This is a genomic window from Serratia entomophila, assembly GCF_021462285.1.
GTDB lineage: Bacteria > Pseudomonadota > Gammaproteobacteria > Enterobacterales > Enterobacteriaceae > Serratia > Serratia entomophila.
The window spans coordinates 637,042-662,168 of sequence record NZ_CP082787.1; the positions used below are offsets into that span (position 1 = coordinate 637,042).

The following is a 25,127-nucleotide window of genomic DNA, read 5'->3' on the forward strand; positions in this document are numbered from 1 at the left end:
TGATTACGCCAGCGCGGGCGCCGCGTCCACCGGTTGAGCGGCCATCTCGCCGATCGGCAGCACCTTGCGGCCCAGCTGTTCGTTGAGCACCTCGGCCATCGCCAGATAAATGGCGCTGGCGCCGCAGATAATGCCCTCGTAACCGGCGAAGGCCAGCAGCGCGTGGTTGCCGGTGATGTTGCCGACGGCCAGCAGGGCGAACAGCAGCGTCAGGCTGGCGAACACGAACTGCAGCACGCGGTTGGCGCGCAGGGTGCCGAAGAACATGAACAGGGTGAAGACGCCCCACAGCGCCAGGTAGATGCCCAGCACGTGGGCTTCGGTGGCCTCAGCCAGGCCCAGGCGCGGCAGCAGCAGCAGGCCGACCAGGCTCAGCCAGAAGCTGCCGTAGGAGATAAACGCGGTCATGCCGAAGGTGTTGCCCTTCTTGTATTCCAGCAGCCCGGCCATAATCTGGGCCAATCCGCCGAAGAAAATCCCCATGCTGATAATGGCGGAGTTCAGTGGGAAAAAGCCCGCGTTGTGCAGGTTCAGCAAGACGGTGGTCATCCCGAAGCCCATCAGGCCGAGAGGGCCGGGATTCGCCAACTTGTTGGTGTGCATAAGTCCTCTGCGATAACAGAAAGTTAACGGAAATAGCTAAGTAAATTCATAAATGGTCTGAATGGCCGAAAAACCGCTAACTTCCATCAGAGCGCGCGGCATCATAATGATCCCCGGAACAGGAAACAATGATCTGGATGACGATAAAAAAGAAATTTTTTTCGCCTTGCCCCTTGATGCTGAGTTGGATGGCCCCATCTTATTTGCAACCGCAGTTGCTGACCGCGGGCAAGGCTGAGATAGCGGGCAGTTGAAAACTAAAGAATCGCCCGCATATAGGTTAGCAACCTGACCGATTATGAATTTATTAGTGGAGACGTTTAGATGGGCAAAATTATTGGTATCGACCTGGGTACTACCAACTCTTGCGTAGCAATTATGGATGGCGCCAAGGCGCGCGTGCTGGAAAACGCCGAGGGCGACCGCACCACTCCTTCTATTATCGCATATACCCAGGATGGTGAGATTTTGGTTGGCCAGCCGGCTAAGCGTCAGGCTGTCACTAACCCACAGAACACCCTGTTCGCGATCAAGCGCCTGATTGGCCGCCGCTTCCAGGACGAAGAAGCGCAGCGCGACAAAAGCATCATGCCGTACAAAATTGTCGAAGCCGACAACGGCGACGCCTGGCTGGAAGTGAAAGGCCAGAAAATGGCACCGCCGCAGATCTCTGCCGAAGTGCTGAAAAAAATGAAGAAAACGGCGGAAGATTACCTGGGCGAGCCGGTAACTGAAGCGGTTATCACCGTACCTGCATACTTCAACGATGCACAGCGCCAGGCGACCAAAGACGCCGGCCGCATCGCGGGTCTGGAAGTAAAACGCATCATCAACGAACCGACCGCTGCGGCCCTGGCTTACGGCCTGGACAAAGAAGTCGGCAACCGCACCATCGCGGTATATGACCTGGGCGGCGGTACTTTCGATATCTCCATCATCGAAATCGACGACGTTGACGGCGAAAAAACCTTCGAAGTTCTGGCGACCAACGGGGATACCCACCTGGGTGGCGAAGACTTCGACAGCCGCCTGATCAACTACCTGGTGGAAGAGTTCAAGAAAGAGCAAGGCATCGATCTGCGCAACGATCCGCTGGCGATGCAGCGTCTGAAAGAAGCCGCTGAAAAAGCGAAGATCGAGCTGTCTTCCGCTCAGCAGACCGACGTTAACCTGCCGTACATTACTGCAGACGCGACCGGTCCAAAACACATGAACATCAAGGTGACCCGTGCGAAGCTCGAGTCGCTGGTAGAAGATCTGGTTGCGCGTTCCATCGAGCCGCTGAAGGTAGCGCTGAAAGACGCAGGCCTGTCGGTTTCCGACATCCAGGACGTGATCCTGGTGGGCGGCCAGACCCGTATGCCAATGGTGCAGAAGAAAGTCGCAGACTTCTTCGGCAAAGAACCGCGTAAAGACGTTAACCCGGACGAAGCGGTTGCCGTGGGCGCTGCGGTTCAGGGCGGCGTGTTGGCCGGCGACGTGAAAGACGTTCTGCTGCTGGACGTTACCCCGCTGTCGCTGGGTATCGAAACCATGGGCAGCGTGATGACGCCGCTGATCACCAAAAACACCACTATCCCGACCAAGCACAGCCAGGTGTTCTCTACCGCTGAAGACAACCAGTCTGCGGTAACCATCCACGTGCTGCAGGGCGAGCGCAAGCGCGCCAGCGATAACAAATCGCTGGGCCAGTTCAACCTGGACGGTATCCAGGCTGCACCGCGCGGCATGGCGCAGATCGAAGTCACCTTCGATATCGATGCCGACGGCATCCTGCACGTGTCCGCCAAAGACAAGAACACCGGTCGTGAGCAGAAGATCACCATCAAGGCGTCTTCCGGTCTGAACGAAGAAGAAATCCAGAAAATGGTGCGCGATGCCGAGCTGAACGCCGAGTCTGACCGCAAGTTCGAAGAGCTGGTGCAGACCCGCAACCAGGCGGATCACCTGATCCACGGTACCCGTAAGCAGCTGGAAGAAGCAGGCGACAAACTGCCGGCGGAAGACAAAACGGCGATCGAAGCGGCGCTGAAAGATCTGGAAGCGGCGGTGAAAGGCGAAGACAAAGCCGAGATCGAAGCCAAGACCCAGGCGCTGGTGCAGGTTTCCGGCAAGCTGCTGGAGATGGCTCAGGCGCAGCAGGCTCAGCAAGGTGCTGACGCCGGCGCAGACAACGCGGCGCAGAAAGATGACGACGTGGTCGACGCTGAGTTCGAAGAAGTTAAAGATAAAAAATAATCGCCCTTAAGCGGGCACGGAGCGGCCGCAAGGCCGTTACCGGAAACCAGCACGGGCGTCGAGGCAACTCTGCGCCCGTGCACGCATGTTAAGGGTAAGCAAAAGAATGGCCAAGAAAGACTATTACGAGATTCTCGGCGTCAGCAAGACGGCGGATGAACGTGAGATAAAAAAGGCGTATAAACGCCTGGCGATGAAATACCATCCTGACCGCAACCAGGAAAAAGACGCCGAGACCAAATTTAAAGAGATCAAGGAAGCTTACGAAGTCCTGACCGACGATCAAAAGCGCGCTGCCTACGATCAGTACGGGCATGCGGCCTTTGAACAAGGCGGCATGGGCGGCGGCGGTTTTGGCGGCGGCGGTGCCGACTTCAGCGATATCTTTGGCGACGTGTTTGGCGATATCTTCGGCGGAGGCCGCCGTCAGCGCGCCAGCCGCGGTTCGGATCTGCGCTATAACATGGAGCTGTCCCTCGAGGAAGCGGTGCGTGGCGTCACCAAAGAGATCCGCATCCCGACCCTCGAAGAGTGTGACGTCTGCCACGGCAGCGGCGCCAAGCCCGGCAGTTCGCCGGTCACCTGTCCGACCTGCCACGGCCAGGGCCAGGTGCAGATGCGTCAGGGTTTCTTTACCGTGCAGCAGGCGTGTCCGCACTGTCACGGCCGCGGTCAGATAATCAAAGACCCGTGCAACAAATGCCACGGCCATGGCCGGGTAGAGAAATCCAAAACGCTGTCGGTGAAAATCCCGGCCGGCGTAGATACCGGCGACCGCATCCGCCTGGCGGGTGAAGGCGAAGCGGGCGAGCACGGCGCACCGGCGGGCGATCTGTACGTTCAGGTGCAGGTTAAGGCCCACCCGATCTTCGAGCGTGAAGGCAACAACCTGTACTGCGAAGTGCCGATCAACTTCGCCATGGCGGCGTTGGGCGGCGAGATTGAAGTGCCGACGCTGGATGGCCGCGTGAAGCTGAAAGTACCGGCGGAAACCCAAACCGGCAAGCTGTTCCGCATGCGCGGCAAGGGCGTCAAGTCGGTGCGCGGCGGCAGCCAGGGCGACCTGCTGTGCCGCGTGGTGGTGGAGACGCCGGTCAATCTGAACGACAAGCAGAAACAGCTGCTGAAAGAGCTGGAAGAAAGCCTTGGCGGCCCTTCCGGCGACAAGAACAGCCCGCGTTCGAAGAGCTTCTTCGACGGGGTGAAAAAGTTCTTTGATGACCTGACTCGCTAAGCTGCTGTTTTTATTAACGCGCTACCCAACCCCGGGCTTATCCCCGGGGTTTTTATTTTCGCCAAGTCGGAGATATCCCTGCGGTTGATGTGACTTGTGACCTCAATTGCTCGGTTTTTTCGATTTTTATAGCATTTATAAACGTGTTTTTTCGAGTTAAAACGCCCTCTATACTCATTCCATTATTTTGCATGCAGGGTTGCTGAACCCCTGCACAAATAGGGAGAGGCGTATTGTGACCAACATTATTCGTCAGTTTTTACGTCAGGAAGCCGCGGGCGGCATCATTCTGATCGTGGCGGCAATCGTCGCCCTGATCATGGCCAACAGCCCGCTGCAGGCGATTTACCAGGCCTTCCTGAACCTGCCGGTGCTGGTGAAGGTTTCCTCGCTGGAGATTGGCAAACCGCTGCTGCTGTGGATTAACGATGGCCTGATGGCGATCTTCTTCCTGGTGGTGGGGCTGGAGGTCAAGCGCGAACTGATGCAGGGATCGCTGGCCGGGCGCGACAAGGCGGTATTCCCGGCGATCGCCGCCTTGGGTGGCATGCTGGCCCCGGCGCTGATTTACCTGCTGTTCAACGGCGCGGATGAGGTTACGCGCCAGGGCTGGGCTATTCCGGCGGCGACCGATATCGCCTTTGCGCTGGGCGTGATGGCGCTGCTGGGCAACCGGGTGCCGACCAGCCTGAAAGTGTTCCTGCTGGCGTTGGCGATTATTGACGACCTCGGCGTGATTGTGATTATCGCGCTGTTCTACACCCACGAAGTGTCGCTGGCGGCGCTGGGCGCAGCGGCGGCGGCCATCGCGCTGCTGGGGCTGATGAACTGGCGCGGCGTGGGCAAGACTTCGCTGTACATGATTGTCGGGCTGGTGCTGTGGGTGGCGATCCTCAAGTCCGGGGTGCATGCCACGCTGGCCGGGGTGATTGTCGGCTTTATGATCCCGCTGCAAGTGAAGAAAGGCCCTTCGCCGTCCGAGACGCTGGAGCATGGGCTGCACCCCTGGGTGGCGTTCCTGATCCTGCCGCTGTTCGCTTTCGCCAACGCCGGTGTTTCATTGCAGGGCGTGTCCTTGGATGGCCTGACCTCGCTGCTGCCGATGGGCATCGCGGCCGGTCTGTTTATCGGTAAGCCTTTGGGCATCTTCATCTTTAGCCTGGCGGCGGTGAAGATGGGCATTGCCCGCCTGCCCGAAGGAATTGGTTTCAAACAGGTGTTTGCCGTTTCCGTGCTCTGTGGTATTGGTTTCACCATGTCGATTTTCATCGCCTCGTTGGCGTTTGGCGATGCGGATGCCGCACTCAGCACCTATTCCCGTCTGGGGATCCTGTTGGGCTCCACCGCCGCGGCGGTGGCCGGATATGGTTTGCTGCGGATGTCGCTACCGCGCGTCAGATAACCCTTTCGGGTGTGCCCCGTGAGGGACGGCGCGCAATACAATGGCTGGTCGGAGTTGTGCAGTATAAAATATGTGCAATTTCGGCCGTTCCATGTTGGGACTAATGGGGCAATAGGGTGTCTGATACAGGGAAAGGAAGTTTGTCGCTCGTCACGGCAGACCGTCTGTCGATGCGAAACGTTAAGGAGAGCCGTTCGTGAGGATGTCGCATATCAACTTTAATCACCTTTACTACTTCTGGCAGGTCTGCAAAGAAGGTTCTGTGGTCGGCGCCGCCGAAGCGCTGTTCCTGACGCCGCAAACCATCACCGGCCAGATCAAGGCGCTGGAAGAGCGTTTGGACGGCAAGCTGTTCAAACGTCAGGGGCGCGGGCTGGTGCCGTCCGAGCTGGGGCAGCTGGTTTTTCGCTACGCCGACAAAATGTTCATGCTCAGCCAGGAAATGCTGGATATCGTCAACTACCGCAAAGAGTCGAACCTGCTGTTCGACGTTGGCGTGGCGGACGCCCTGTCCAAACGCCTGGTGAGCCAGGTGCTGGAAACGGCGGTGGTGGTAGACAATGAGCAGATCCACCTGCGCTGTTTCGAATCGACGCACGAGATGCTGCTGGAGCAGCTCAGCCAGCATAAGCTGGATATGATCCTGTCGGACTGCCCGGTGGATTCCAGCCAGCAGGAAGGCCTGTTTTCGCTCAAGCTGGGCGAGTGCGGCATCAGCTTCTTTTGCCGCCAGCCGGCGCCGGATCTGCCGTTTCCCGCCTGCCTGGAGCAGCGTAAGCTGCTGATCCCCGGCCGGCGATCCATGCTGGGGCGCAAGTTGCTCAACTGGTTCAATACCCAGGGCATCCAGGTGGAAATCCTTGGCGAGTTCGACGACGCGGCGTTGATGAAGGCGTTCGGCATGTACCACAATGCTATCTTCGTGGCGCCGACGCTGTATGCGCAGGATACCTACAGCGATGACAACGTGGTGGAAATCGGGCGGATTGATAGCGTGCAGGAAGAGTATTACATCATCTTCGCCGAGCGCATGATCCAGCACCCGGCGGTGCAGCGGGTATGCAACAAGGATTTCTCGGCGCTGTTTTCCTGCTGACGGGGGCAAACTCGGGGCGTAAAAAAACCGGCCAAGGCCGGTTTCTTTAACAAGCAGTTAACGAAATGCTTATTGCATTGCGTTGATGCGTGCAGTCAGGTTTGACTTATGACGCGCTGCTTTGTTCTTGTGGATCAGACCTTTAGCTGCCTGACGGTCCACAAGTGGTTGCATTACCAGGAATGCGGTTTGTGCTGCTTCTTTGTCGCCAGCTGCGATAGCTGCGTCTACCTTCTTGATGAAGGTACGCACCATTGAGCGACGGCTAGCGTTATGCTTGCGGCGTTTCTCAGACTGTACGGCGCGTTTCTTAGCTGATTTGATATTAGCCAAGGTCCAACTCCCAAATATATTCTATTGAGGACAATTCAAAGGCCGAGGAATATGCCCTTTTAGCCTTCGTTTGTCAATGGATTTGTGCAAATAAGCGCCGTTTGTACGGGCGGCACTTGCTACGTTGTGATGGCGCAGGATTTTACCAGCTTCGCTCATGGGAATACAGTGTTTCGCGAGAAAATTCGCCAATGATTTGCCGCGATGGGCGCAAGCCGTTGCCGGCAGTCGATTATCGGCGTTACGAGGCGGGATAAACTGCGGCGAAGCCGTTTCACCCGCAGATTATCTCCGGTATGGTATGTCTATTACATAAAGGCACCAATCGCGGGTTAACCTTACCGGCTGTACAAGGTATAATCCGCCGATTTCCACTGTTTTGAGCCAGCTATGCAGCTAATTCGCGGCATCCACAATATTCGGGCGCGCCACCATGGTTGCGTGCTCACCATCGGCAACTTTGACGGCGTGCATCGCGGTCATCAGGCGTTGTTGGAGCAGTTGAAACAAGAAGGGCGACGCCTCGGGCTGCCGGTGGTGGTCATGATCTTCGAGCCGCAGCCGCTGGAAATGTTCGCAGCGGACAAGGCGCCGGCTCGCCTCACGCGTTTGCGTGACAAGGCCAAATACCTGGCGCAGGCGGGGGTAGACTACCTGCTGTGCGTCAAATTCGATCCGCGTTTTGCCGCCAACACCGCACAGGCGTTCGTCGCCGAACTGCTGGTAGAAAAACTCGGCGTTAAATTCCTGATGGTCGGGGATGATTTTCGCTTTGGCGCCGGGCGCCAGGGCGATTTTCCGCTATTGCAGCAGGCCGGCAAAGGGTACGGCTTCGAGGTGGTCAGCACGCCCACCTTCCGCGAAGACGGCCAGCGCATCAGCAGCACCGCGATCCGCAATGCGCTGCGCGACGACGACCTGCCGCTGGCGGAAAAGCTGTTGGGCCATCCGTACAGCATCTCTGGCCGGGTCGTGCACGGCGATGAGCTGGGCCGCACCATCGGTTTCCCGACCGCCAACCTGCCGTTGAAACGCCTGGTTGCGCCGGTGAAAGGGGTGTATGCGGTGGAAGTCTACGGCCTGGGGCCCGATCCGCTCCCGGGCGTGGCCAATATCGGCACGCGGCCGACCGTTGCCGGCGTGCGCCAGCAGCTGGAAGTGCATCTGCTGGATGTCACGATGGATCTTTACGGGCGCCATATTGACGTGGTGCTCCGCGCGAAATTGCGCAATGAACAGCGTTTTGCTTCGCTCGATGCCCTGAAGCAGCAAATCGCCAATGATGTGGTGACGGCCCGGAAATTCTTCGGGTTAAAAACACTGGTTTAATCGTTTACCCCGCGCAAGCTGAGCAGTGCGACGGGTAAATAGCCGAAAACGGAAACGAGAATCTCATGAGTGACTACAAGAATACCCTGAACTTGCCGGAAACAGGGTTCCCGATGCGCGGCGATCTCGCCAAGCGTGAACCTGGCATGCTGCAACGTTGGTATGAACAGGATCTGTACGGGATGATTCGTACTGCCAAAAAGGGCAAAAAATCCTTCATTCTGCATGACGGCCCTCCGTATGCGAACGGCAGCATTCACATTGGTCACTCGGTTAACAAGATTCTCAAAGACATTATCATCAAGTCGAAAGGGATGGCCGGTTTCGACTCGCCTTATATTCCCGGCTGGGACTGCCACGGCCTGCCGATCGAACTGAAGGTCGAGCAGCTGTACGGCAAGCCGGGCGAGAAGCTGACCGCGGCAGAATTCCGCCAAAAATGCCGCGAATACGCCGCTGAACAGGTTGAAGGCCAGAAGAAAGACTTCATCCGCCTGGGCGTGCTGGGTGACTGGGATCGTCCGTACCTGACCATGGACTTCAAAACCGAAGCCAACATCATCCGCGCGCTGGGCAAGATCATCAGCAACGGCCATCTGCTGAAAGGCGCCAAGCCGGTGCACTGGTGTACCGACTGCGGCTCTTCGCTGGCCGAAGCGGAAGTGGAATACTACGACAAGACGTCGCCGTCTATCGACGTGGCGTTCCACGCCGCCGACGCGGCTGCGGTCGCGGCCAAGTTTGGCGTGAGCCACTTCAACGGCAGCATTTCGCTGGTGATCTGGACCACCACCCCGTGGACCCTGCCGGCCAACCGCGCCATCTCGCTGCACCCTGAGTTCAGCTACCAGCTGGTGCAGGTCGACGGCCAGTGCCTGATCCTGGCCGCCGAGTTGGTGGAGAGCGTAATGAAACGCGCCGGCATCACCGAATGGACGGTGCTGGGCAGCTGCAAAGGCGCCGATCTGGAACTGCTGCGCTTCCAGCATCCGTTTATGGGCTTCGACGTGCCGGCCATTATGGGCGAACACGTGACGCTGGATGCCGGCACCGGTGCGGTGCATACCGCCGGCGGTCACGGCCCGGACGACTTCGTCATCAGCCAGAAATACGGCCTGGAGATCGCCAACCCGGTGGGGCCGAACGGCTGCTACCTGACCGGCACGCACCCGCTGCTGGACGGCAAGTTCGTGTTCAAGGCCAATGACCTGATCGTGGAGCTGCTGCGTGAGAAAGGCGCGCTGCTGCACGTGGAAAAACTGGTGCACAGCTACCCGTGCTGCTGGCGCCACAAAACGCCGATCATCTTCCGCGCCACGCCGCAATGGTTCATCAGCATGGATCAGAAAGGCTTGCGTCAGCAATCGCTGGAAGAGATCAAAGGCGTGCAGTGGATCCCGGACTGGGGCCAGGCGCGCATCGAAATGATGGTGGCCAACCGCCCTGACTGGTGCATCTCACGCCAGCGCACCTGGGGCGTGCCGATGTCGCTGTTCGTGCATAAAGATACCGAGCAGCTGCACCCGCGCAGCGTTGAGCTGATGGAAGAAGTGGCCAGGCGCGTCGAGCAGGACGGCATTCAGGCATGGTGGGATCTGGACGCGGCCGACATCCTCGGCGCCGACGCCGCCGATTACGTGAAAGTGCCTGATACCCTGGACGTGTGGTTCGATTCCGGTTCGACCCACGCCTCGGTGGTCGACGTGCGCCCTGAGTTCAACGGCCACGGCGCCGATATGTATCTGGAAGGCTCCGACCAGCACCGCGGCTGGTTCATGTCATCGCTGATGATCTCCACCGCGATGAAGGGCAAGGCGCCTTACAAAGAAGTGCTGACCCACGGCTTCACCGTCGACGGCCAGGGCCGCAAGATGTCCAAGTCGATCGGCAACACCGTCAGCCCGCAGGACGTGATGAACAAGCTGGGCGGCGACATTCTGCGCCTGTGGGTGGCCTCTACCGACTACACCGGCGAAATCGCGGTGTCCGACGAGATCCTCAAGCGTTCCGCCGACTCTTACCGCCGCATCCGCAACACCGCGCGCTTCCTGCTGGCCAACCTTAACGGTTTTGATCCCAGCACCGACTGCGTGGCGCCGGAAGACATGGTGGTGCTGGATCGCTGGGCGGTCGGCCGCGCGCTGGCGGCGCAACAGGACATCGAGCAGGCTTACGCCAGCTACGATTTCCACGAAGTGGTGCAACGCCTGATGCAATTCTGCTCGGTCGAGATGGGTTCCTTCTATCTCGATATCATCAAGGACCGTCAGTACACCGCGAAGAGCGACAGCGTCGCCCGCCGCAGCTGCCAGACCGCGCTGTACCACATCGCGGAAGCGTTGGTACGCTGGATGGCGCCGATCATGTCGTTCACCGCCGATGAAATCTGGGGCTTCCTGCCGGGCAAACGCACGCAGTACGTGTTTACCGAAGAGTGGTACGACGGCCTGTTCGGGCTGGCGGAAGGCGAAAGCATGAACGACGCCTTCTGGGCCGAGCTGCTGAAAGTGCGCGGCGAAGTGAACAAGGTGCTGGAGCAGGCGCGTGCGGACAAACGCCTCGGCGGTTCGCTGGAAGCGGCGGTGACGCTGTACGCCGACAGCGAGCTGGCTGAACGTCTGAATAGCCTGCAGGACGAGCTGCGCTTTGTGCTGCTGACCTCCGCAGCGCGCGTTGCGCCTCTGGCCGATGCGCCGGCGGACGCGCAGACTGCGGAATCGCTGAAAGGCCTGAAAATCGCCTTCAGTACCGCTGAAGGGGAAAAATGCCCGCGCTGCTGGCATTACACCACCGATATCGGCCTGGTGGCGGAGCACGCAGACATTTGCGGCCGCTGTGTAAGCAACGTCGCCGGCGACGGTGAAAAGCGTAACTTTGCCTGAGAACGCGAACCTGATGAGTAAATCAATCTGTTCGACCGGCCTGCGTTGGCTGTGGGTGGTAGTGGCGGTGCTGGTGCTGGATTTCGCCAGCAAACAGTGGATCCTCGGTAACTTCGTGCTGGGTCAGTCCCAGCCGTTGATCCCGTCGTTCAACCTGTTCTATGCGCGCAACTACGGCGCTGCGTTCAGCTTCCTGGCCGATCACGGCGGCTGGCAGCGCTGGTTCTTCGCCGGCATCGCCATCGCCATCGTGGCGGTGCTGTTGGTGATGATGTACCGCAGCAGCGCGCAGCAGAAGCTGAACAATATCGCCTATGCTTTCATTATCGGCGGCGCGCTCGGCAATCTGTTCGATCGCCTGTGGCACGGCTACGTGGTCGACTTTATCGATTTCTACGTCGGCACCTGGCATTACCCGACCTTCAACCTGGCGGACAGTTTTATCTGCGTTGGGGCGGCGATGATCGTGTTGGAAGGTTTCCTGTCGCCGGCGAACAAAGGCGCAAAGAGTAAAGGTGAGTAATATGACGGCTCAGGTTATTGGTGACAGCGCAGTGCTGGTTCACTTTACGCTGAAACTGGAAGACGGTTCGACCGCCGAATCCACCCGCAGCAGCGGCAAGCCGGCGCTGTTCCGCCTGGGCGACGGCAGCCTGTCGGCGCCGCTGGAAGCGCATCTGCTCGGCCTGCGCGCGGGCGACAAGTGCGCCTTTACCCTGCAGCCGGAAGCGGCGTTCGGCGCGGAGAACCCGGATCTGATCCAGTTCTTCTCACGCCGCGACTTCGCGGAAACCGGCGTGCCGGACGTAGGCACCATCATGCTGTTTACCGCCATCGACGGCAGCGAAATGCCGGGCGTGGTGCGTGAAGTGGCGGAAGATTCGATTACCGTTGATTTCAACCATCCGCTGGCGGGGCATCCTGTGAGCTTCGATATCGAAGTGCTGGAGATCGACCCGCAGCAGGAGGAAACGCATGCAAATATTGCTGGCTAACCCGCGCGGCTTTTGCGCCGGGGTCGATCGCGCGATCAGCATTGTCGAGCGCGCGCTGGAGATTTACGGCGCGCCGATCTACGTGCGGCATGAGGTGGTGCACAACCGCTACGTAGTCGAGAGCCTGCGCGAGCGCGGCGCGGTGTTTATCGAAGAGATTTCCGAAGTGCCGGATGGATCGATTCTGATCTTCTCGGCGCACGGGGTATCTCAGGCGGTGCGCGCCGAAGCCAAGGCGCGCGATCTGACCATGCTGTTTGACGCGACCTGCCCGCTGGTGACCAAGGTGCATATGGAAGTGGCGCGCGCCAGCCGCCGCGGCACCGAAGCCATTCTGATCGGTCATGCCGGCCACCCGGAAGTGGAAGGCACCATGGGCCAGTACAGCAATCCGAAAGGCGGCATGTACCTGGTGGAATCGCCGGAAGACGTTTGGCAGCTGCAGGTGAAGGATGAAAGCAACCTGTGCTTTATGACGCAAACCACGCTGTCGGTGGACGATACTTCCGACGTGATCGATGCGCTGCGTCAGCGCTTCCCGAGCATTATCGGGCCGCGCAAAGATGATATCTGTTACGCCACCACCAACCGGCAGGAAGCGGTGCGCAGCCTGGCAGGCGATGCGGATGTGGTGCTGGTGGTGGGGTCGAAGAACTCTTCCAACTCCAACCGCCTGGCGGAGCTGGCCCAGCGGGTCGGCAAGCCCGCTTATCTGATCGACTCCGCGGCGGATATCCAGGAGGCCTGGCTGAGCAGCGCGCGCAACATCGGCGTCACCGCCGGGGCTTCGGCGCCCGACGTGCTGGTGCAGGACGTCATCCGTCGCCTGCAGGCGCTGGGCGGGCTGGAAGTGCATGAAATCAGCGGCCGTGAAGAAAACATCGTGTTCGAAGTGCCGAAAGAGCTGCGGGTAGATATCCGGCAGGTCGATTAACGCGACGAATGCAGCACCACAACGGGGAGCCAAGGCTCCCCGTTTTACGTTTGGCAACGGGAAACTTGCGGCGGAATAAATAATGATGAGGGAGGCATTCAAATTTTCTGCTAACTAAAGTCAAATTCATTCTGAGTATTTGAATCAAAGGCGAGAAATTCATTATATGCCTGGATGAAAAGTTATTAATATAAAAATCATTAGCCTGCAATCTAAGTATGGCCTGACGTTGGCAAGGTAAAAACAATAATTACAATAGTCATGTTACAGATGTTTCTTATTTTATTTTATGTGGCTATGGTCTACGGCAGTGCGTTATTTATTTTGCAAATAGATTTTCATATGCTCCAGCAAACGGCGAACCTTTAATGGCTGGATCTCTCTACGCGGCATAATCGCATAGCAATTAATTTCCGGCAGCCGCCACTCGGGCAATATCTCAATCAACTCACCGCTGCGCAATTCCCGTTCGACGTTGGCGAAAAGATTGCGAATGATGCCTTTTCCCGCCAGCGCCAGCTCTTTCATCGCCATGCCGTTGTTGGTGAAGATACGCCCGGTCAACCGCAGCCGGTGTTCGCCGCCCCCATGATGCATCAGCCTGACGAATTGCGGATTGCCCAGCGGCGTAAAGGTCACCCACTGATGCTGCGACAACGCCTGCGGCGTATCCGGCGTGCCGTGGCCGGCCAGGTAGGCCGGCGAGGCGCACAGCACTTCGCGCAAGCGCGCCAGGCGGGTGGAAACGTAGCTGGAATCGGCCAGTACGCCGCCGCGGATCGCTAAGTCAATGCGTTGGCCTATCAGGTCGATCTTCTCATCCTGGATCTCCAGCCGCAGCGTGATGCGCGGGTGCTCGTCGAGAAAGCTTTGCAGCGCCGGCACCAGATAGTGGGTAGCGAATTCGGTCGAGGTGGCGACGCGCAGTTCCCCCACCAGCTCACCGCGCAGCGCGGCAATCCGCTGCTGGCCGCGTTCGGCGGCGTGGATCATCAGCAGGCAGTCCTCATAAAAACACAGCCCTGCCTCGGTCAGGCTGAGTGAGCGGGTGGAGCGCAACAATAATTGAATGCCCAGATGATCTTCCAGCTGGCGAATGTGTTGGCTGACGGCGGAAGTGGTAATGCCCAATTCTTTCGCCGCCATGCTGAATGCTCCGCAGTCGACAACTTTAGAGAAAATGGCCATGCGTTTTAGAATATTACTCATAGTTTGTTAAGCACAACTTAACCAAGATTGTAAATTATAAGGACTAATAATATAGCATCATCTCTTCTATATTGTCTGGAGCATAGAAACGTCGGGTTAATCATTATTTTGCTTTCGTTTAGTTTCTTTTTTGAAAAGCCTTATTGCGTTTGCCAATAAATTACCCGAACCACATCGCAACAGGAGTTAATTGTGGACAGCGCCCAGACAGAAAAAATAGCCTTAAAGATCCTCCATGAATTATTGCAATACCGCCGTCGTTTCCCCGGTGCAGAAACCTCCATGACGGAGGAAGAACAGCGGGTCACCCAGGTGCAATTACCGCGCATCCGGGCATTTATTGAAAACGGCCAACGGATTGAATTCGTGCTGCCGGCCTTCCCGACCAAGTCACCCAATGCCAATAAGGTGATAGGTGCGGTGCCGGACATGGCGGAGCGGCTGTCGCTGATCTTCCTCAACTCACTGTGCCAGCGCATCCAGCTCTATTATGCGCCTGGCGCGCATATCGTGATCTGCTCCGACGGCCACGTATTCGGCGACCTGATCCGCGTCAGCGATGAGGCGATCAACCACTATCAGCGCGAAATAGAAAACTTGCTGCACGAAGTCGGGGCCACGCACCTGAGCGTGTTTAACCTCGGCGACGTCGAAGGGCTGGCGGAACATACCGGCGACTACGATCTGCTGCGTCAACTGTTGGTGGACGGCTACGCCGAGCCGGAAGAGGCGATTAAGCAGCAGCTGATGCAGGACGAGCAGGGCCTGATGCTGTACCGCGCCATCACCCGCTTCCTGTATGAGGACAGCCAGCTGCCGGGCTACAGCGGTTCCAACGCCGCACTGCAAAAGGACGCCAAGCAGCGCGCCTGCGGCGTGATCCAGCGCAGCTGGGCCTGGGGCAATTTGCTGGCCCAGCATTTCCCGGCGGCGATCCGGCTGTCGATCCACCCGCAGCCGGTCGACAGTCTGAAAATGGGCATTCACATGATGCCGACCAAGGATGACTGGCTGACGCCGTGGCACGGCGTGGCGGCCAAGGTCAACGGCCAGTTTGTGCTGATGAAGCGCAAAGACGCGCAGCAGATGGCCGGCGAGCTGGTGGAAATTCGCGGCGAACCTAGCCATTACCTGATTGAACAGCCGCAAGTGGCTTGATTTGCGCCCGTACTCCTGACGGGGGCGTTTTTAACGGCGCGTTGCCGTGTGAGCAGCCAATTCGATGCAAGGAGAAAGACCGATGAACCAACGACCGCTTAATTGCCATATTCAGCCGAACGCACCCTTCGGCGCGATACTAACCCCACAGCACCCCGGGCAGCAGATAGCCTCGCTGCCGGTTGAGGCGCTGCGCGCGCTGGCGCAGGAACATCACCTGCTGGTGCTGCGCGGTTTCGCCTCCGGCTTTACCGATCCGCAGGTGTTGACCGGCTACGCCGATCAATGGGGCGAGATCATGATGTGGCCGTTCGGCGCAGTGCTGGACGTGAAAGAGCATCCGGACGCCAAAGACCACATCTTCGACAGCAGTTACGTGCCGCTGCATTGGGATGGCATGTACAAACCGACCATTCCGGAATTCCAGCTGTTTCACTGCGTGGCGGCGCCGTCGCAGGACGAGGGCGGGCGCACTACCTTTGTCGACACCACCCGGCTGTTGGCCAACGCGGACGAAGCGCAGCTGGCGCAGTGGCTGGCGGTGTCGATCACCTATCGCATCAAACAGGTAGTGCATTACGGCGGTGAGGTCTGTTCGCCGTTGGTGGTGCAACACCCGGGCGGCAGAGGGTTGATCATGCGCTATAACGAGCCGCCGACCGAGGGCAAAAAATTCCTCAATCAGCATGCGCTGGAGTACCACGGCGTACCGGCGGAGCAGCAGGAAGCGTTTCACCATACTCTGCAACAGCACCTGTACGATCCGCGCCACTATTATGCCCATCAATGGCAGCAGGGCGACGTGGTGGTGGCGGACAACTTCTCGCTGCTGCATGGGCGCGAAGGTTTCACCGCTCGTTCCGCGCGCCATCTGCAGCGCGTACACATTCAGAGCAACCCGGCGTGCGCCAATCTGGCGCTGAAGCCGGCTAACGCAGAGGCTTAACGGGGCAACTATGGCAAGGATACTGATGGCGGCGGTCGCCACCCCGGGGCACGTTTACCCGATGCTGAGCATCGCCCGCTACCTGATCGCGCAAGGGCATCAGGTGCGGGTCATGACCGGCGCGCTGTTTCGTGAACGCGCCGAAGCGATCGGCGCGCAGTTTGTTCCCTTCGACGCGCAGGTGGATTTCGATTACCGCCACCTGGAGCAGCATTTTCCCGAGCGGGCCGCGCTGCCGCCGGGCAACGCGCAGATGGCGCTGGCGCTGAAAGACTTCTTCGCCGCGCCCATCCCGCTGTTGGACAGCCAACTGCGGGCGGCCATTGCCGCCGAAGCCACCGATCTGCTGATGGTGGAAAACTGCTTCTATGGGGTGCTGCCGTTGCTGCAGTCGAGCGATCGGCCGCCGGTATTCGGCATTGGCGTAACGCCGCTGTCGTATTCATCGCGTGATTCTGTCTTCTACGGGCCGCGTATTCCGCCGGCGCTGCTGCCGCAGGATTTGCGCCGTGAGCAGTTGGTGGACGAAACGACCCAGAGGCTGATTGACGAGGTGCAGCACAGTTTCAACGCTGCGCTGGCGCAATCGGGCGGTGGCCCGCTGGAGCGTCAGTTTACCGATGCGCTGATCGGCGGCTGCGACCGTTTCCTGCAGCTGTCCACTACGGCGCTGGAGTATGAGCGTGACGATCTGCCGGCCGGCGTGCGCTTTGTCGGCCCGCTGCGCAGCGGCGCGCAGCTGGTGACGGAAGAGGCGGGCTGGGACGAAAACGACGATCGTCCATTGGTTATTGTCACACAGGGCACGCTGGCGAATGTCGATCTGCACCAGCTGATCGTACCGGCGCTGAAAGCCCTGGCGCAGTTGCCGGTACGGGTATTGGCCACCACCGGCGGTCGCGCGGTCGACGGGCTGATGGCCCCGTTGCCGGCCAACGCCAGGTTGCGGGAGTTTATCTCCTTCGAGTACTGGCTGCCGCAGGCGGCGCTGCTGATCACCAACGGCGGTTACGGTTCGATCAACTACGCACTCGATAGCGGCGTGCCCCTGATCGTCGCCGGCACCGGCGAAGACAAGCAGGAGGCTGCGGCGCGCGTGGTGGCGGCCGGTTGCGGCGTCAACCTGCACACCAGCCATCCGGACGAAGGCCAGCTGCAGGCGGCGGCGAGCCGCATTCTGCAGCAGCCGGCCTACCGGCAGCGTGCGGCGTTGGTGCGGGAAGACTATGCCCGGCATAACGCGCTGGCGTCTATCGCTCATGAAGTCGCCGCCATCACGGCGCAGTGATGTTTTTCCCGGTTCCCAGGCGCCGTTCGCGGCGCCTTTTTTATGCTTTTTTCTGAATGGAAACTGCATGATTATGTACAATCACCCCAGGGCCCTGGCATCGGCTGAATGTTAACCTATTGACAGCGTTGCTGATGAAAAGTGGGGGATATCATAATTTTCTAATTATGAAATGAATCCTCTGGCGATGGTAAGGTGGGGCAGTTACCCTGACGGGATAGGCCTAATGGGCAGGCGTTAAATCAACAAGAGAGCAAGCATGACTGATTCACACATCCGCATTGCGATTGCGGGCGCCGGCGGCCGTATGGGCCGCCAATTGATCCAGGCGGTGCAGCAGGCGGAAGGCGTGGTGCTGGGGGCGGCGCTGTCTCGCCCCGGCTCCAGCCTGATCGGCGTCGACGCCGGTGAGCTGGCGGGCATTGGCGCGCTAGGCGTGGCCGTCAGCGACGGTCTGGACAAGGTGGTTGACGACTTCGACATCTTGATCGACTTCACCCGCCCGGAAAGCACTCGGGGGTACCTGGAGTTCTGCGTGGCGCATCGCAAAGCGATGGTCATCGGCACCACCGGCTTCGACGATGCCGGCAAGCAGGCGATCCGCGATGCGGCGCAGCATATTGGCATCGTGTTTGCCGCCAACTTCAGCGTCGGCGTCAATCTGGTGCTGAAGCTGCTGGAAAAAGCCGCTCAGGTGATGGGTGACTATACCGATATCGAAATCCTTGAGGCGCATCACCGCCATAAAGTGGATGCCCCTTCGGGGACTGCGCTGGCGATGGGCGAGGCGATTGCCGGGGCGCTGGGCCGTGACCTGAAAGACTGCGCGGTGTATGCGCGTGAAGGCCATACCGGCGAGCGCGATCCGAAAAGTATCGGCTTCGCCACCCTGCGTGCCGGGGACATCGTCGGTGAACATACGGCGATGTTCGCCGACATCGGCGAGCGGGTGGAAATTACCCACAAAGCCTCCAGCCGCATGACTTTTGCCAGCGGCGCGGTTAAGGCGGCTATTTGGCTGCATGGCCGTGATAAGGGGCTATTTGATATGCGAGACGTGCTCAATCTAGACCAGTTATAACTAACCTGAATACCATTGTGATGTGGTTGTGTTGATCATAATGCTATGATAATAGGGCAATAATTTTATTGTCCTTTTTTTTAACATTAAAAATAAGGTGTATGAATAGTTTTTTGTGAGAGAGTCGTATTTTTATCTGTTTATGTTGGATTTAATCGTGTTTTTTCGCAGGGGAGTTATTTTTTAACCTTATTTTAGCCCGTGAAACTGCGAATTTCTGTCATTGTACCTCGCAACCGTTTACCCACCCGAGTTTAGCTGTGTTTTTATGGCTGCTGGCCCCATTAAACAGCGAAAACAGCAAAAATAAGAGAAAAAAAGGCGCTTTGGGTAGACAAGGCGGGCACTCATCATTAAAATGCGCCCAATTTGCCAAAAATTGGCCTCGCGGACGGTTTTTGCATTGATTTAGATCGCGATATCTGAATTAATATGCAAATATTGTGATTGATTATTCCTTGGAGGGTGTTTTGATTAAGTCAGCGCTATTGGTTCTGGAAGACGGAACCCAATTCCACGGTCGGGCCATCGGGGCAGAGGGTACGGCAGTGGGGGAAGTGGTCTTCAATACGTCGATGACCGGCTATCAAGAAATCCTCACTGATCCTTCCTACTCCCGCCAGATCGTTACTCTTACTTATCCTCATATCGGCAATGTCGGCACCAATGCTTCCGACGAAGAATCCTCCGCTGTTCACGCCCAAGGCCTTGTCATTCGCGACCTCCCCCTGATTGCCAGCAACTACCGCAACGAAGAAGGCCTGTCCGAATACCTCAAACGCCACAACATCGTGGCGATCGCCGATATCGATACCCGTAAGCTGACCCGCCTGCTGCGTGAGAAAGGCGCCCAGAACGGCTGCATCATCGCCGCAGATTCGCCGGACGCCGCGCTGGCGCTGGCCAAGGCGCAGGGTTTCCCGGGCCTGAAAGGCATGGATTTGGCGAAGGAAGTGACCACCCGAGAAGCTTACAGCTGGCAGCAGGGCAGCTGGACTTTGGAAGGCGAGCTGCCGGAAGCCAAAACCGCCGCAGAGCTGCCGTTCCACGTGGTGGCCTACGACTACGGCGCCAAGCGCAACATCCTGCGCATGCTGGTGGATCGCGGCTGCCGCCTGACCGTGGTGCCGGCGCAAACCCCGGCCGACGAGGTGCTGAAGATGGATCCGGACGGCATCTTCCTGTCCAACGGCCCGGGTGACCCGGAGCCGTGCGACTACGCCATCGCCGCCATCAAGGCGTTCCTGAACACCGACATTCCGGTGTTCGGCATCTGCCTGGGCCACCAGCTGCTGGCGCTGGCCAGCGGGGCGAAGACCGTGAAGATGAAGCTTGGCCACCACGGCGGCAACCACCCGGTCAAAGACCTGGACAACGATACCGTGATGATCACCGCGCAGAACCACGGCTTTGCGGTAGACGAAAACAACCTGCCGGCTAACCTGCGGGTGACGCACAAATCGCTGTTCGACCATACGGTGCAGGGCATCCACCGCACCGACAAAGCGGCGTTCAGCTTCCAGGGCCACCCGGAAGCCAGCCCGGGCCCGCACGACGCCGCGCCGCTGTTCGATCACTTTATCGAACTGATTGAGACTTACCGTTCTAACGCCAAATAATCAGGAGCAAAAAAATGCCAAAACGTACCGATATAAAAAGCATCCTGATCCTCGGCGCTGGCCCGATCGTCATCGGCCAGGCGTGTGAGTTCGACTACTCGGGGGCCCAGGCCTGTAAGGCGCTGCGTGAAGAGGGTTACCGCGTCATTCTGGTCAACTCCAACCCGGCCACCATCATGACCGACCCGGAAATGGCCGACGCCACCTACATCGAGCCGATCCACTGGGAAGTGGTGCGCAAGATCATCGAGAAAGAGCGCCCGGATGCGGTGCTGCCGACCATGGGCGGCCAGACGGCGCTGAACTGCGCGCTGGAACTGGAGCGCCAGGGCGTGCTGGCCGAGTTCGGCGTCACCATGATCGGCGCCACCGCCGATGCGATCGATAAAGCCGAAGACCGCCGCCGTTTCGACGTGGCGATGAAAAAGATTGGCCTGGACACCGCGCGCTCCGGCATTGCCCACACGATGGAAGAAGCGCTGGCGGTTGCCGCCGACGTGGGCTTCCCGTGCATCATCCGCCCTTCCTTTACCATGGGCGGCACCGGCGGCGGCATCGCCTACAACCGCGAAGAGTTCGAAGAAATCTGCGAACGCGGGCTCGATCTGTCGCCGACCAAAGAGCTGCTGATCGACGAATCGCTGATCGGTTGGAAAGAGTACGAGATGGAAGTGGTGCGTGATAAAAACGACAACTGCATCATCGTCTGCTCGATCGAAAACTTCGACGCCATGGGCATCCACACCGGTGACTCGATCACCGTGGCGCCGGCTCAGACCCTGACCGACAAAGAATATCAAATCATGCGTAACGCCTCGATGGCGGTGCTGCGTGAAATCGGCGTGGAAACCGGCGGTTCCAACGTGCAGTTCTCGGTCAACCCGAAAACCGGCCGTCTGATCGTCATCGAAATGAACCCGCGCGTGTCGCGCTCTTCGGCGCTGGCGTCGAAAGCCACCGGCTTCCCGATCGCCAAGATCGCCGCCAAGCTGGCGGTGGGCTACACCCTCGACGAGCTGATGAACGACATCACCGGCGGCCGCACCCCGGCGTCGTTTGAACCGTCCATCGACTACGTGGTAACGAAAATTCCTCGCTTCAACTTCGAGAAATTCGCCGGCGCCAACGACCGCCTGACCACCCAGATGAAATCGGTCGGCGAAGTGATGGCCATCGGCCGCACTCAGCAGGAGTCGCTGCAGAAAGCGCTGCGCGGTCTGGAAGTGGGTGCCACCGGCTTCGACCCGAAGGTGAGCCTGGATGACCCTGAAGCGCTGACCAAAATCCGCCGCGAGCTGAAAGACGCCGGTTCTGACCGCATCTGGTATATCGCCGACGCCTTCCGCGCCGGCCTGTCGGTCGACGGCGTGTTCAACCTGACCAACGTCGACCGCTGGTTCCTGGTGCAGATTGAAGAGCTGGTGCGCCTGGAAGAGCAGGTGGCCGAGGCCGGCATCAACGGCCTGACCAAAGACTTCCTGCGTACCCTGAAACGCAAAGGTTTCGCCGACGCGCGCCTGGCCAAGCTGGCCGGCGTTGCCGAGAGCGAAATCCGCAAGCTGCGCCACAGCTATAGCCTGCACCCGGTTTACAAGCGCGTGGATACCTGCGCGGCGGAATTCGCCACCGACACCGCCTACATGTACTCCACCTATGAAGAAGAGTGCGAGTCCAACCCGACCAATGACCGTCCGAAAGTGATGGTGCTGGGGGGCGGGCCGAACCGTATCGGCCAGGGCATCGAATTCGACTATTGCTGCGTGCACGCTTCGCTGGCGCTGCGCGAAGACGGCTACGAGACCATCATGGTCAACTGTAACCCGGAAACCGTCTCCACCGATTACGACACCTCCGATCGCCTGTACTTCGAGCCGGTGACGCTGGAAGACGTGCTGGAAATCGTGCGCATCGAGAAGCCGAAGGGCGTGATCGTGCAGTACGGCGGCCAGACCCCGCTGAAGCTGGCGCGCGAGCTGGAAGCCGCAGGCGTGCCGATCATCGGCACCAGCCCGGATGCCATCGACCGCGCCGAAGACCGCGAGCGCTTCCAGCAGGCGGTCAACCGTCTGGGCCTGAAGCAGCCGGCCAACGCCACCGTGACCGCCATCGAGCAGGCGGTAGAGAAAGCGGCCGGCATCGGTTACCCGCTGGTGGTGCGTCCTTCTTACGTGCTGGGCGGCCGGGCGATGGAAATCGTCTATGACGAAGTCGACCTGCGCCGTTACTTCCAGAATGCGGTCAGCGTTTCCAACGACGCGCCGGTGCTGCTGGATCGCTTCCTGGATGACGCGGTGGAAGTGGACGTCGACGCCATCTGCGACGGCGAGCGCGTGCTGATTGGCGGCATTATGGAACACATCGAACAGGCGGGCGTGCACTCCGGCGACTCAGCCTGTTCACTGCCGGCCTACACCCTGAGCAAAGAAATTCAGGACGTGATGCGCCAGCAGGTAGAAAAACTGGCGTTCGAGCTGCAGGTGCGCGGCCTGATGAACGTGCAGTTTGCGGTGAAAAACAACGAAGTTTACCTGATTGAAGTCAACCCGCGCGCCGCGCGTACCGTGCCGTTCGTCTCCAAAGCCACCGGCGTGCCGCTGGCCAAGGTCGCGGCGCGGGTGATGGCGGGCAAAACGCTGGCCGAGCAGGGCGTGACCGAAGAGGTTATTCCGCCGTACTACTCGGTGAAGGAAGTGGTGCTGCCGTTCAACAAATTCCCGGGCGTCGACCCGATCCTTGGGCCGGAAATGCGCTCTACCGGGGAAGTGATGGGCGTGGGCCGCACCTTCGCCGAAGCCTTCTCCAAAGCGATGCTCGGCAGCCAGTCAGGCATGAAGAAACAGGGCCGTGCGCTGCTGTCGGTGCGTGAAGGCGACAAGGCGCGGGTAGTGGATCTGGCCGCCAGCCTGCTGAAGCAGGGCTTCGAGCTGGATGCGACCCACGGCACTGCGGTGGTGCTGGGCGAAGCGGGCATTAACCCGCGCCTGGTCAACAAGGTGCATGAAGGCCGTCCGCACATTCAGGACCGCATCAAAAACGGCGAGTACACCTATATCGTCAACACCACGGCCGGCCGCCAGGCGATTGAAGACTCCAAGCTGATTCGCCGCAGCGCGCTGCAGTACAAGGTGCACTACGACACCACGCTGAACGGCGGCTTCGCCACCGCGATGGCGCTGAAAGCGGATCCGACCGAGCAGGTGACGTCGGTACAGGAAATGCATGCGCGCATCGGCAAGTAACATCGCCATGCCGTAACCTCAGAGGGCGCTGCAGATGTGAACTGCACCCCAGAAGTTGGACGGTGTAAATTCACGCAGCCTTCGAGGCCTGAGTTCGGTACTCCACCGGACTCAGGCCTTTCAGTTTCTGCCTGATACGATGAGAGTTGTAGTAATCAATGTAAATGTCTATCTCTTGCGCCAGGTGTTCCACACTCTCAAAACGCTGCAAGTAATACAGCTCCGCTTTCAGATGTCCGAAGAAGTTCTCCATCACGGCATTGTCCAGGCAATTTCCCTTGCGAGACATGCTCTGCTTTATCCCGTTAACCCGCAACGCATGCTGATAAGCCGCCATCTGATAGTGCCAACCCTGGTCACTGTGCAACAGCAACTGCTCACCCGGCTTCATCCTGCTTACCGCCTTGTCCAACATCCTTTTAACCAGCCTAAACTCTGCCCGGCGAGCCACTTCATAAGCGATGATTTCACCGTTGTACAAGTCGAGCACCGGTGATAAATACAGCTTATCCTCACCAACCCGGAACTCCGTTACATCCGTTACCCACTTTTGATTGGGGCATTGAGCGGTAAAATTACGCTGCAGGAGATTGGGTGCCAACTTGCCTGTATTCCCCTTGTATGAGCGGTACTTTTTACGGCGAACCGGTGACTTCAGCTGCAGCGCTGTCATCAGTTTTTGCACGGTTTTATGATTTAAACCGTACCCTTCCTTTCGCATTACGCAGGTTATGCGACGATAGCCGTAACGGCCTTTATGGACGTTAAAGACTTCGGCTATTCGTTGTTTAGCCTCACGGTATTTATCCGGCACTCGACCGACTTTACAGCAATAATAGTACGTGCTGCGCGCCAGCCCACCGGCATGCAACAGCCTGTCTAAACGGTGCTCTTGCCTTAATGCCGTGACTATTTTTGCCCTTTCCGCCGTGCCCGGGCATCGTTTTCCTGCATCAAGGCTCTCAGCTTTTTTATGTAGTCATTCTGAGCGCGTAAAAACTCGATTTCCTCCCGCATCTCTTCGGGGGTCAACTCATCTGGCGACTTATCCGCATGGGGTGTTTTGGGATGCTGATACATTCGGCGACCACGCTGGTTCCGGTTGAGGGCTTCGGCCCCATTCTCCTGATAGAGCTTAACCCAGTGTTCCAGCGTCGTGTATGAGGGGATATCAAATTGTGCGGCAACGTCCGCTAAAGAAAAAGGATTGGAGAGGGCAAACTCGACGACAGAGAGCTTAAATTCGGGTGTGTAATGTCGTTGCCGTCCGGGTTGCAGCCCTGGCTCACCATGATGTTGATAGGCCGCAATCCAGCGACGTAGCTGGACATGGGCGACAGAGAATTTTCTCGCGGTCTGCCTTTGGCTGCCGTGTCCGGTAAGATAGTACCGGACTACGTCGAGTTTGAACGGGAGTGAATATTTCATAAAAACTGCACCTCCAAATGTCAGATGACCTGTCCAACATTTGGGGTGCAGTTCAATGCAGCGCCCTTTTTTTATCTTATTCAGCCAATTTGTTTCCCCGAGTTAAAAATTTC

Annotated in this window: 20 protein-coding genes; 16 read left to right on the top strand and 4 right to left on the bottom strand. The window is 58.6% G+C overall.

Annotated features, from left to right (window positions below; genetic code table 11):
- Positions 1 to 3: 3 nt before the first annotated feature.
- A complete protein-coding gene (satP, locus tag KHA73_RS03015; RefSeq protein WP_234588632.1) occupies positions 4 to 603 on the bottom strand; it encodes an acetate uptake transporter in 600 nt (199 codons plus the stop codon).
- 61 nt (positions 604 to 664) lie between these two features.
- On the opposite strand from satP, the gene KHA73_RS03020 reads away from it, so the two are divergent.
- The 5 genes from KHA73_RS03020 (at position 665) to nhaR (ending at position 6,573) form a co-directional block, all read left to right on the top strand.
- Positions 665 to 841 carry a hypothetical protein gene (locus KHA73_RS03020; protein WP_234588634.1) on the top strand — a complete coding sequence of 59 codons (177 nt, stop codon included), beginning with the start codon at positions 665 to 667 and terminating at the stop codon, positions 839 to 841.
- Positions 842 to 927: 86 nt separating this feature from the next.
- A complete protein-coding gene (gene dnaK / locus KHA73_RS03025; RefSeq protein WP_234588645.1) occupies positions 928 to 2,841 on the top strand; it encodes a molecular chaperone DnaK in 1,914 nt (637 codons plus the stop codon).
- A gap of 106 nt (positions 2,842 to 2,947) precedes the next feature.
- A complete protein-coding gene (gene dnaJ, locus KHA73_RS03030; RefSeq protein ID WP_234588646.1) occupies positions 2,948 to 4,075 on the top strand; it encodes a molecular chaperone DnaJ in 1,128 nt (375 codons plus the stop codon).
- A gap of 235 nt (positions 4,076 to 4,310) precedes the next feature.
- Entirely contained in the window at positions 4,311 to 5,477 is a 1,167-nt protein-coding gene (gene nhaA / locus KHA73_RS03035) for a Na+/H+ antiporter NhaA (RefSeq protein WP_234588648.1), read from the top strand.
- Positions 5,478 to 5,673: 196 nt separating this feature from the next.
- Complete coding sequence (gene nhaR, locus KHA73_RS03040; protein WP_234588650.1) at positions 5,674 to 6,573, top strand: transcriptional activator NhaR; 900 nt, start codon at positions 5,674 to 5,676, stop codon at positions 6,571 to 6,573.
- A 69-nt stretch (positions 6,574 to 6,642) separates the two neighbouring features.
- Here the strand turns inward: nhaR and rpsT are convergent, their stop codons facing one another.
- Entirely contained in the window at positions 6,643 to 6,906 is a 264-nt protein-coding gene (gene rpsT, locus KHA73_RS03045; protein ID WP_033637053.1) for a 30S ribosomal protein S20, read from the bottom strand.
- A gap of 390 nt (positions 6,907 to 7,296) precedes the next feature.
- On the opposite strand from rpsT, the gene ribF reads away from it, so the two are divergent.
- From ribF to ispH, 5 genes are all read left to right on the top strand, one after another.
- Entirely contained in the window at positions 7,297 to 8,235 is a 939-nt protein-coding gene (ribF, locus tag KHA73_RS03050; protein ID WP_234588659.1) for a bifunctional riboflavin kinase/FAD synthetase, read from the top strand.
- Positions 8,236 to 8,300: 65 nt separating this feature from the next.
- A complete protein-coding gene (gene ileS, locus KHA73_RS03055) occupies positions 8,301 to 11,117 on the top strand; it encodes an isoleucine--tRNA ligase (protein WP_234588669.1) in 2,817 nt (938 codons plus the stop codon).
- A gap of 13 nt (positions 11,118 to 11,130) precedes the next feature.
- Positions 11,131 to 11,640 (top strand): signal peptidase II, encoded by a 510-nt coding sequence (gene lspA / locus KHA73_RS03060; protein WP_234588671.1) that lies wholly within the window; start codon positions 11,131 to 11,133, stop codon positions 11,638 to 11,640.
- A gap of 1 nt (position 11,641) precedes the next feature.
- On the top strand, positions 11,642 to 12,112 hold the full coding sequence (gene fkpB / locus KHA73_RS03065; protein ID WP_234588673.1) for an FKBP-type peptidyl-prolyl cis-trans isomerase: 471 nt from the start codon (positions 11,642 to 11,644) through the stop codon (positions 12,110 to 12,112).
- Positions 12,093 to 13,046: a 4-hydroxy-3-methylbut-2-enyl diphosphate reductase gene (ispH, locus tag KHA73_RS03070; protein WP_234588675.1), complete on the top strand. Its 954-nt coding sequence runs from the start codon at positions 12,093 to 12,095 to the stop codon at positions 13,044 to 13,046. Before fkpB ends, ispH begins: the two co-directional genes overlap by 20 nt.
- A 315-nt stretch (positions 13,047 to 13,361) precedes the next feature.
- Here ispH and KHA73_RS03075 read toward each other — a convergent pair whose 3' ends face one another.
- Positions 13,362 to 14,255 carry a LysR family transcriptional regulator gene (locus KHA73_RS03075; protein WP_261082696.1) on the bottom strand — a complete coding sequence of 298 codons (894 nt, stop codon included), beginning with the start codon at positions 14,253 to 14,255 and terminating at the stop codon, positions 13,362 to 13,364.
- A gap of 192 nt (positions 14,256 to 14,447) precedes the next feature.
- On the opposite strand from KHA73_RS03075, the gene pvcA reads away from it, so the two are divergent.
- The 6 genes from pvcA to carB all read left to right on the top strand — a co-directional run bounded on the left by pvcA (position 14,448) and on the right by carB (position 23,586).
- The gene (gene pvcA / locus KHA73_RS03080) at positions 14,448 to 15,413 is read left to right on the top strand and encodes an L-tyrosine isonitrile synthase (protein ID WP_234588679.1); all 966 of its coding nucleotides are present in this window, start codon (positions 14,448 to 14,450) and stop codon (positions 15,411 to 15,413) included.
- An 82-nt stretch (positions 15,414 to 15,495) separates the two neighbouring features.
- The gene (locus KHA73_RS03085) at positions 15,496 to 16,359 is read left to right on the top strand and encodes a TauD/TfdA dioxygenase family protein (RefSeq protein ID WP_234588689.1); all 864 of its coding nucleotides are present in this window, start codon (positions 15,496 to 15,498) and stop codon (positions 16,357 to 16,359) included.
- Positions 16,360 to 16,384: 25 nt separating this feature from the next.
- On the top strand, positions 16,385 to 17,647 hold the full coding sequence (locus KHA73_RS03090) for a glycosyltransferase (RefSeq protein WP_272496178.1): 1,263 nt from the start codon (positions 16,385 to 16,387) through the stop codon (positions 17,645 to 17,647).
- 259 nt (positions 17,648 to 17,906) lie between these two features.
- Positions 17,907 to 18,728 carry a 4-hydroxy-tetrahydrodipicolinate reductase gene (gene dapB / locus KHA73_RS03095; protein ID WP_234588699.1) on the top strand — a complete coding sequence of 274 codons (822 nt, stop codon included), beginning with the start codon at positions 17,907 to 17,909 and terminating at the stop codon, positions 18,726 to 18,728.
- 470 nt (positions 18,729 to 19,198) lie between these two features.
- The gene (carA, locus tag KHA73_RS03100; RefSeq protein WP_234588704.1) at positions 19,199 to 20,347 is read left to right on the top strand and encodes a glutamine-hydrolyzing carbamoyl-phosphate synthase small subunit; all 1,149 of its coding nucleotides are present in this window, start codon (positions 19,199 to 19,201) and stop codon (positions 20,345 to 20,347) included.
- A 14-nt stretch (positions 20,348 to 20,361) separates the two neighbouring features.
- Complete coding sequence (gene carB / locus KHA73_RS03105) at positions 20,362 to 23,586, top strand: carbamoyl-phosphate synthase large subunit (RefSeq protein WP_234588705.1); 3,225 nt, start codon at positions 20,362 to 20,364, stop codon at positions 23,584 to 23,586.
- Between the two features lie 70 nt (positions 23,587 to 23,656).
- Here carB and KHA73_RS03110 read toward each other — a convergent pair.
- Positions 23,657 to 25,014 (bottom strand): IS3 family transposase gene (locus KHA73_RS03110; protein ID WP_234585830.1). Its coding sequence is split into 2 segments (ribosomal slippage): positions 23,657 to 24,537 and positions 24,537 to 25,014, totalling 1,359 coding nucleotides; the frame shifts between segments, so codons are not numbered across the junction.
- Positions 25,015 to 25,127 lie beyond the last annotated feature (113 nt).

Bases quoted from the DNA above. Each gene is read 5' to 3' on its own strand.
- satP (WP_234588632.1), bottom strand. From the start codon at position 603: ATGCACACCAACAAGTTGGCGAATCCCGGCCCTCTCGGCCTGATGGGC.
- KHA73_RS03020 (WP_234588634.1), top strand. From the start codon at position 665: ATGGCCGAAAAACCGCTAACTTCCATCAGAGCGCGCGGCATCATAATG.
- dnaK (WP_234588645.1), top strand. From the start codon at position 928: ATGGGCAAAATTATTGGTATCGACCTGGGTACTACCAACTCTTGCGTA.
- dnaJ (WP_234588646.1), top strand. From the start codon at position 2,948: ATGGCCAAGAAAGACTATTACGAGATTCTCGGCGTCAGCAAGACGGCG.
- ribF (WP_234588659.1), top strand. From the start codon at position 7,297: ATGCAGCTAATTCGCGGCATCCACAATATTCGGGCGCGCCACCATGGT.
- ileS (WP_234588669.1), top strand. From the start codon at position 8,301: ATGAGTGACTACAAGAATACCCTGAACTTGCCGGAAACAGGGTTCCCG.
- lspA (WP_234588671.1), top strand. From the start codon at position 11,131: ATGAGTAAATCAATCTGTTCGACCGGCCTGCGTTGGCTGTGGGTGGTA.
- fkpB (WP_234588673.1), top strand. From the start codon at position 11,642: ATGACGGCTCAGGTTATTGGTGACAGCGCAGTGCTGGTTCACTTTACG.
- ispH (WP_234588675.1), top strand. From the start codon at position 12,093: ATGCAAATATTGCTGGCTAACCCGCGCGGCTTTTGCGCCGGGGTCGAT.
- KHA73_RS03075 (WP_261082696.1), bottom strand. From the start codon at position 14,255: ATGAGTAATATTCTAAAACGCATGGCCATTTTCTCTAAAGTTGTCGAC.
- KHA73_RS03085 (WP_234588689.1), top strand. From the start codon at position 15,496: ATGAACCAACGACCGCTTAATTGCCATATTCAGCCGAACGCACCCTTC.
- KHA73_RS03090 (WP_272496178.1), top strand. From the start codon at position 16,385: ATGGCGGCGGTCGCCACCCCGGGGCACGTTTACCCGATGCTGAGCATC.
- dapB (WP_234588699.1), top strand. From the start codon at position 17,907: ATGACTGATTCACACATCCGCATTGCGATTGCGGGCGCCGGCGGCCGT.
- carB (WP_234588705.1), top strand. From the start codon at position 20,362: ATGCCAAAACGTACCGATATAAAAAGCATCCTGATCCTCGGCGCTGGC.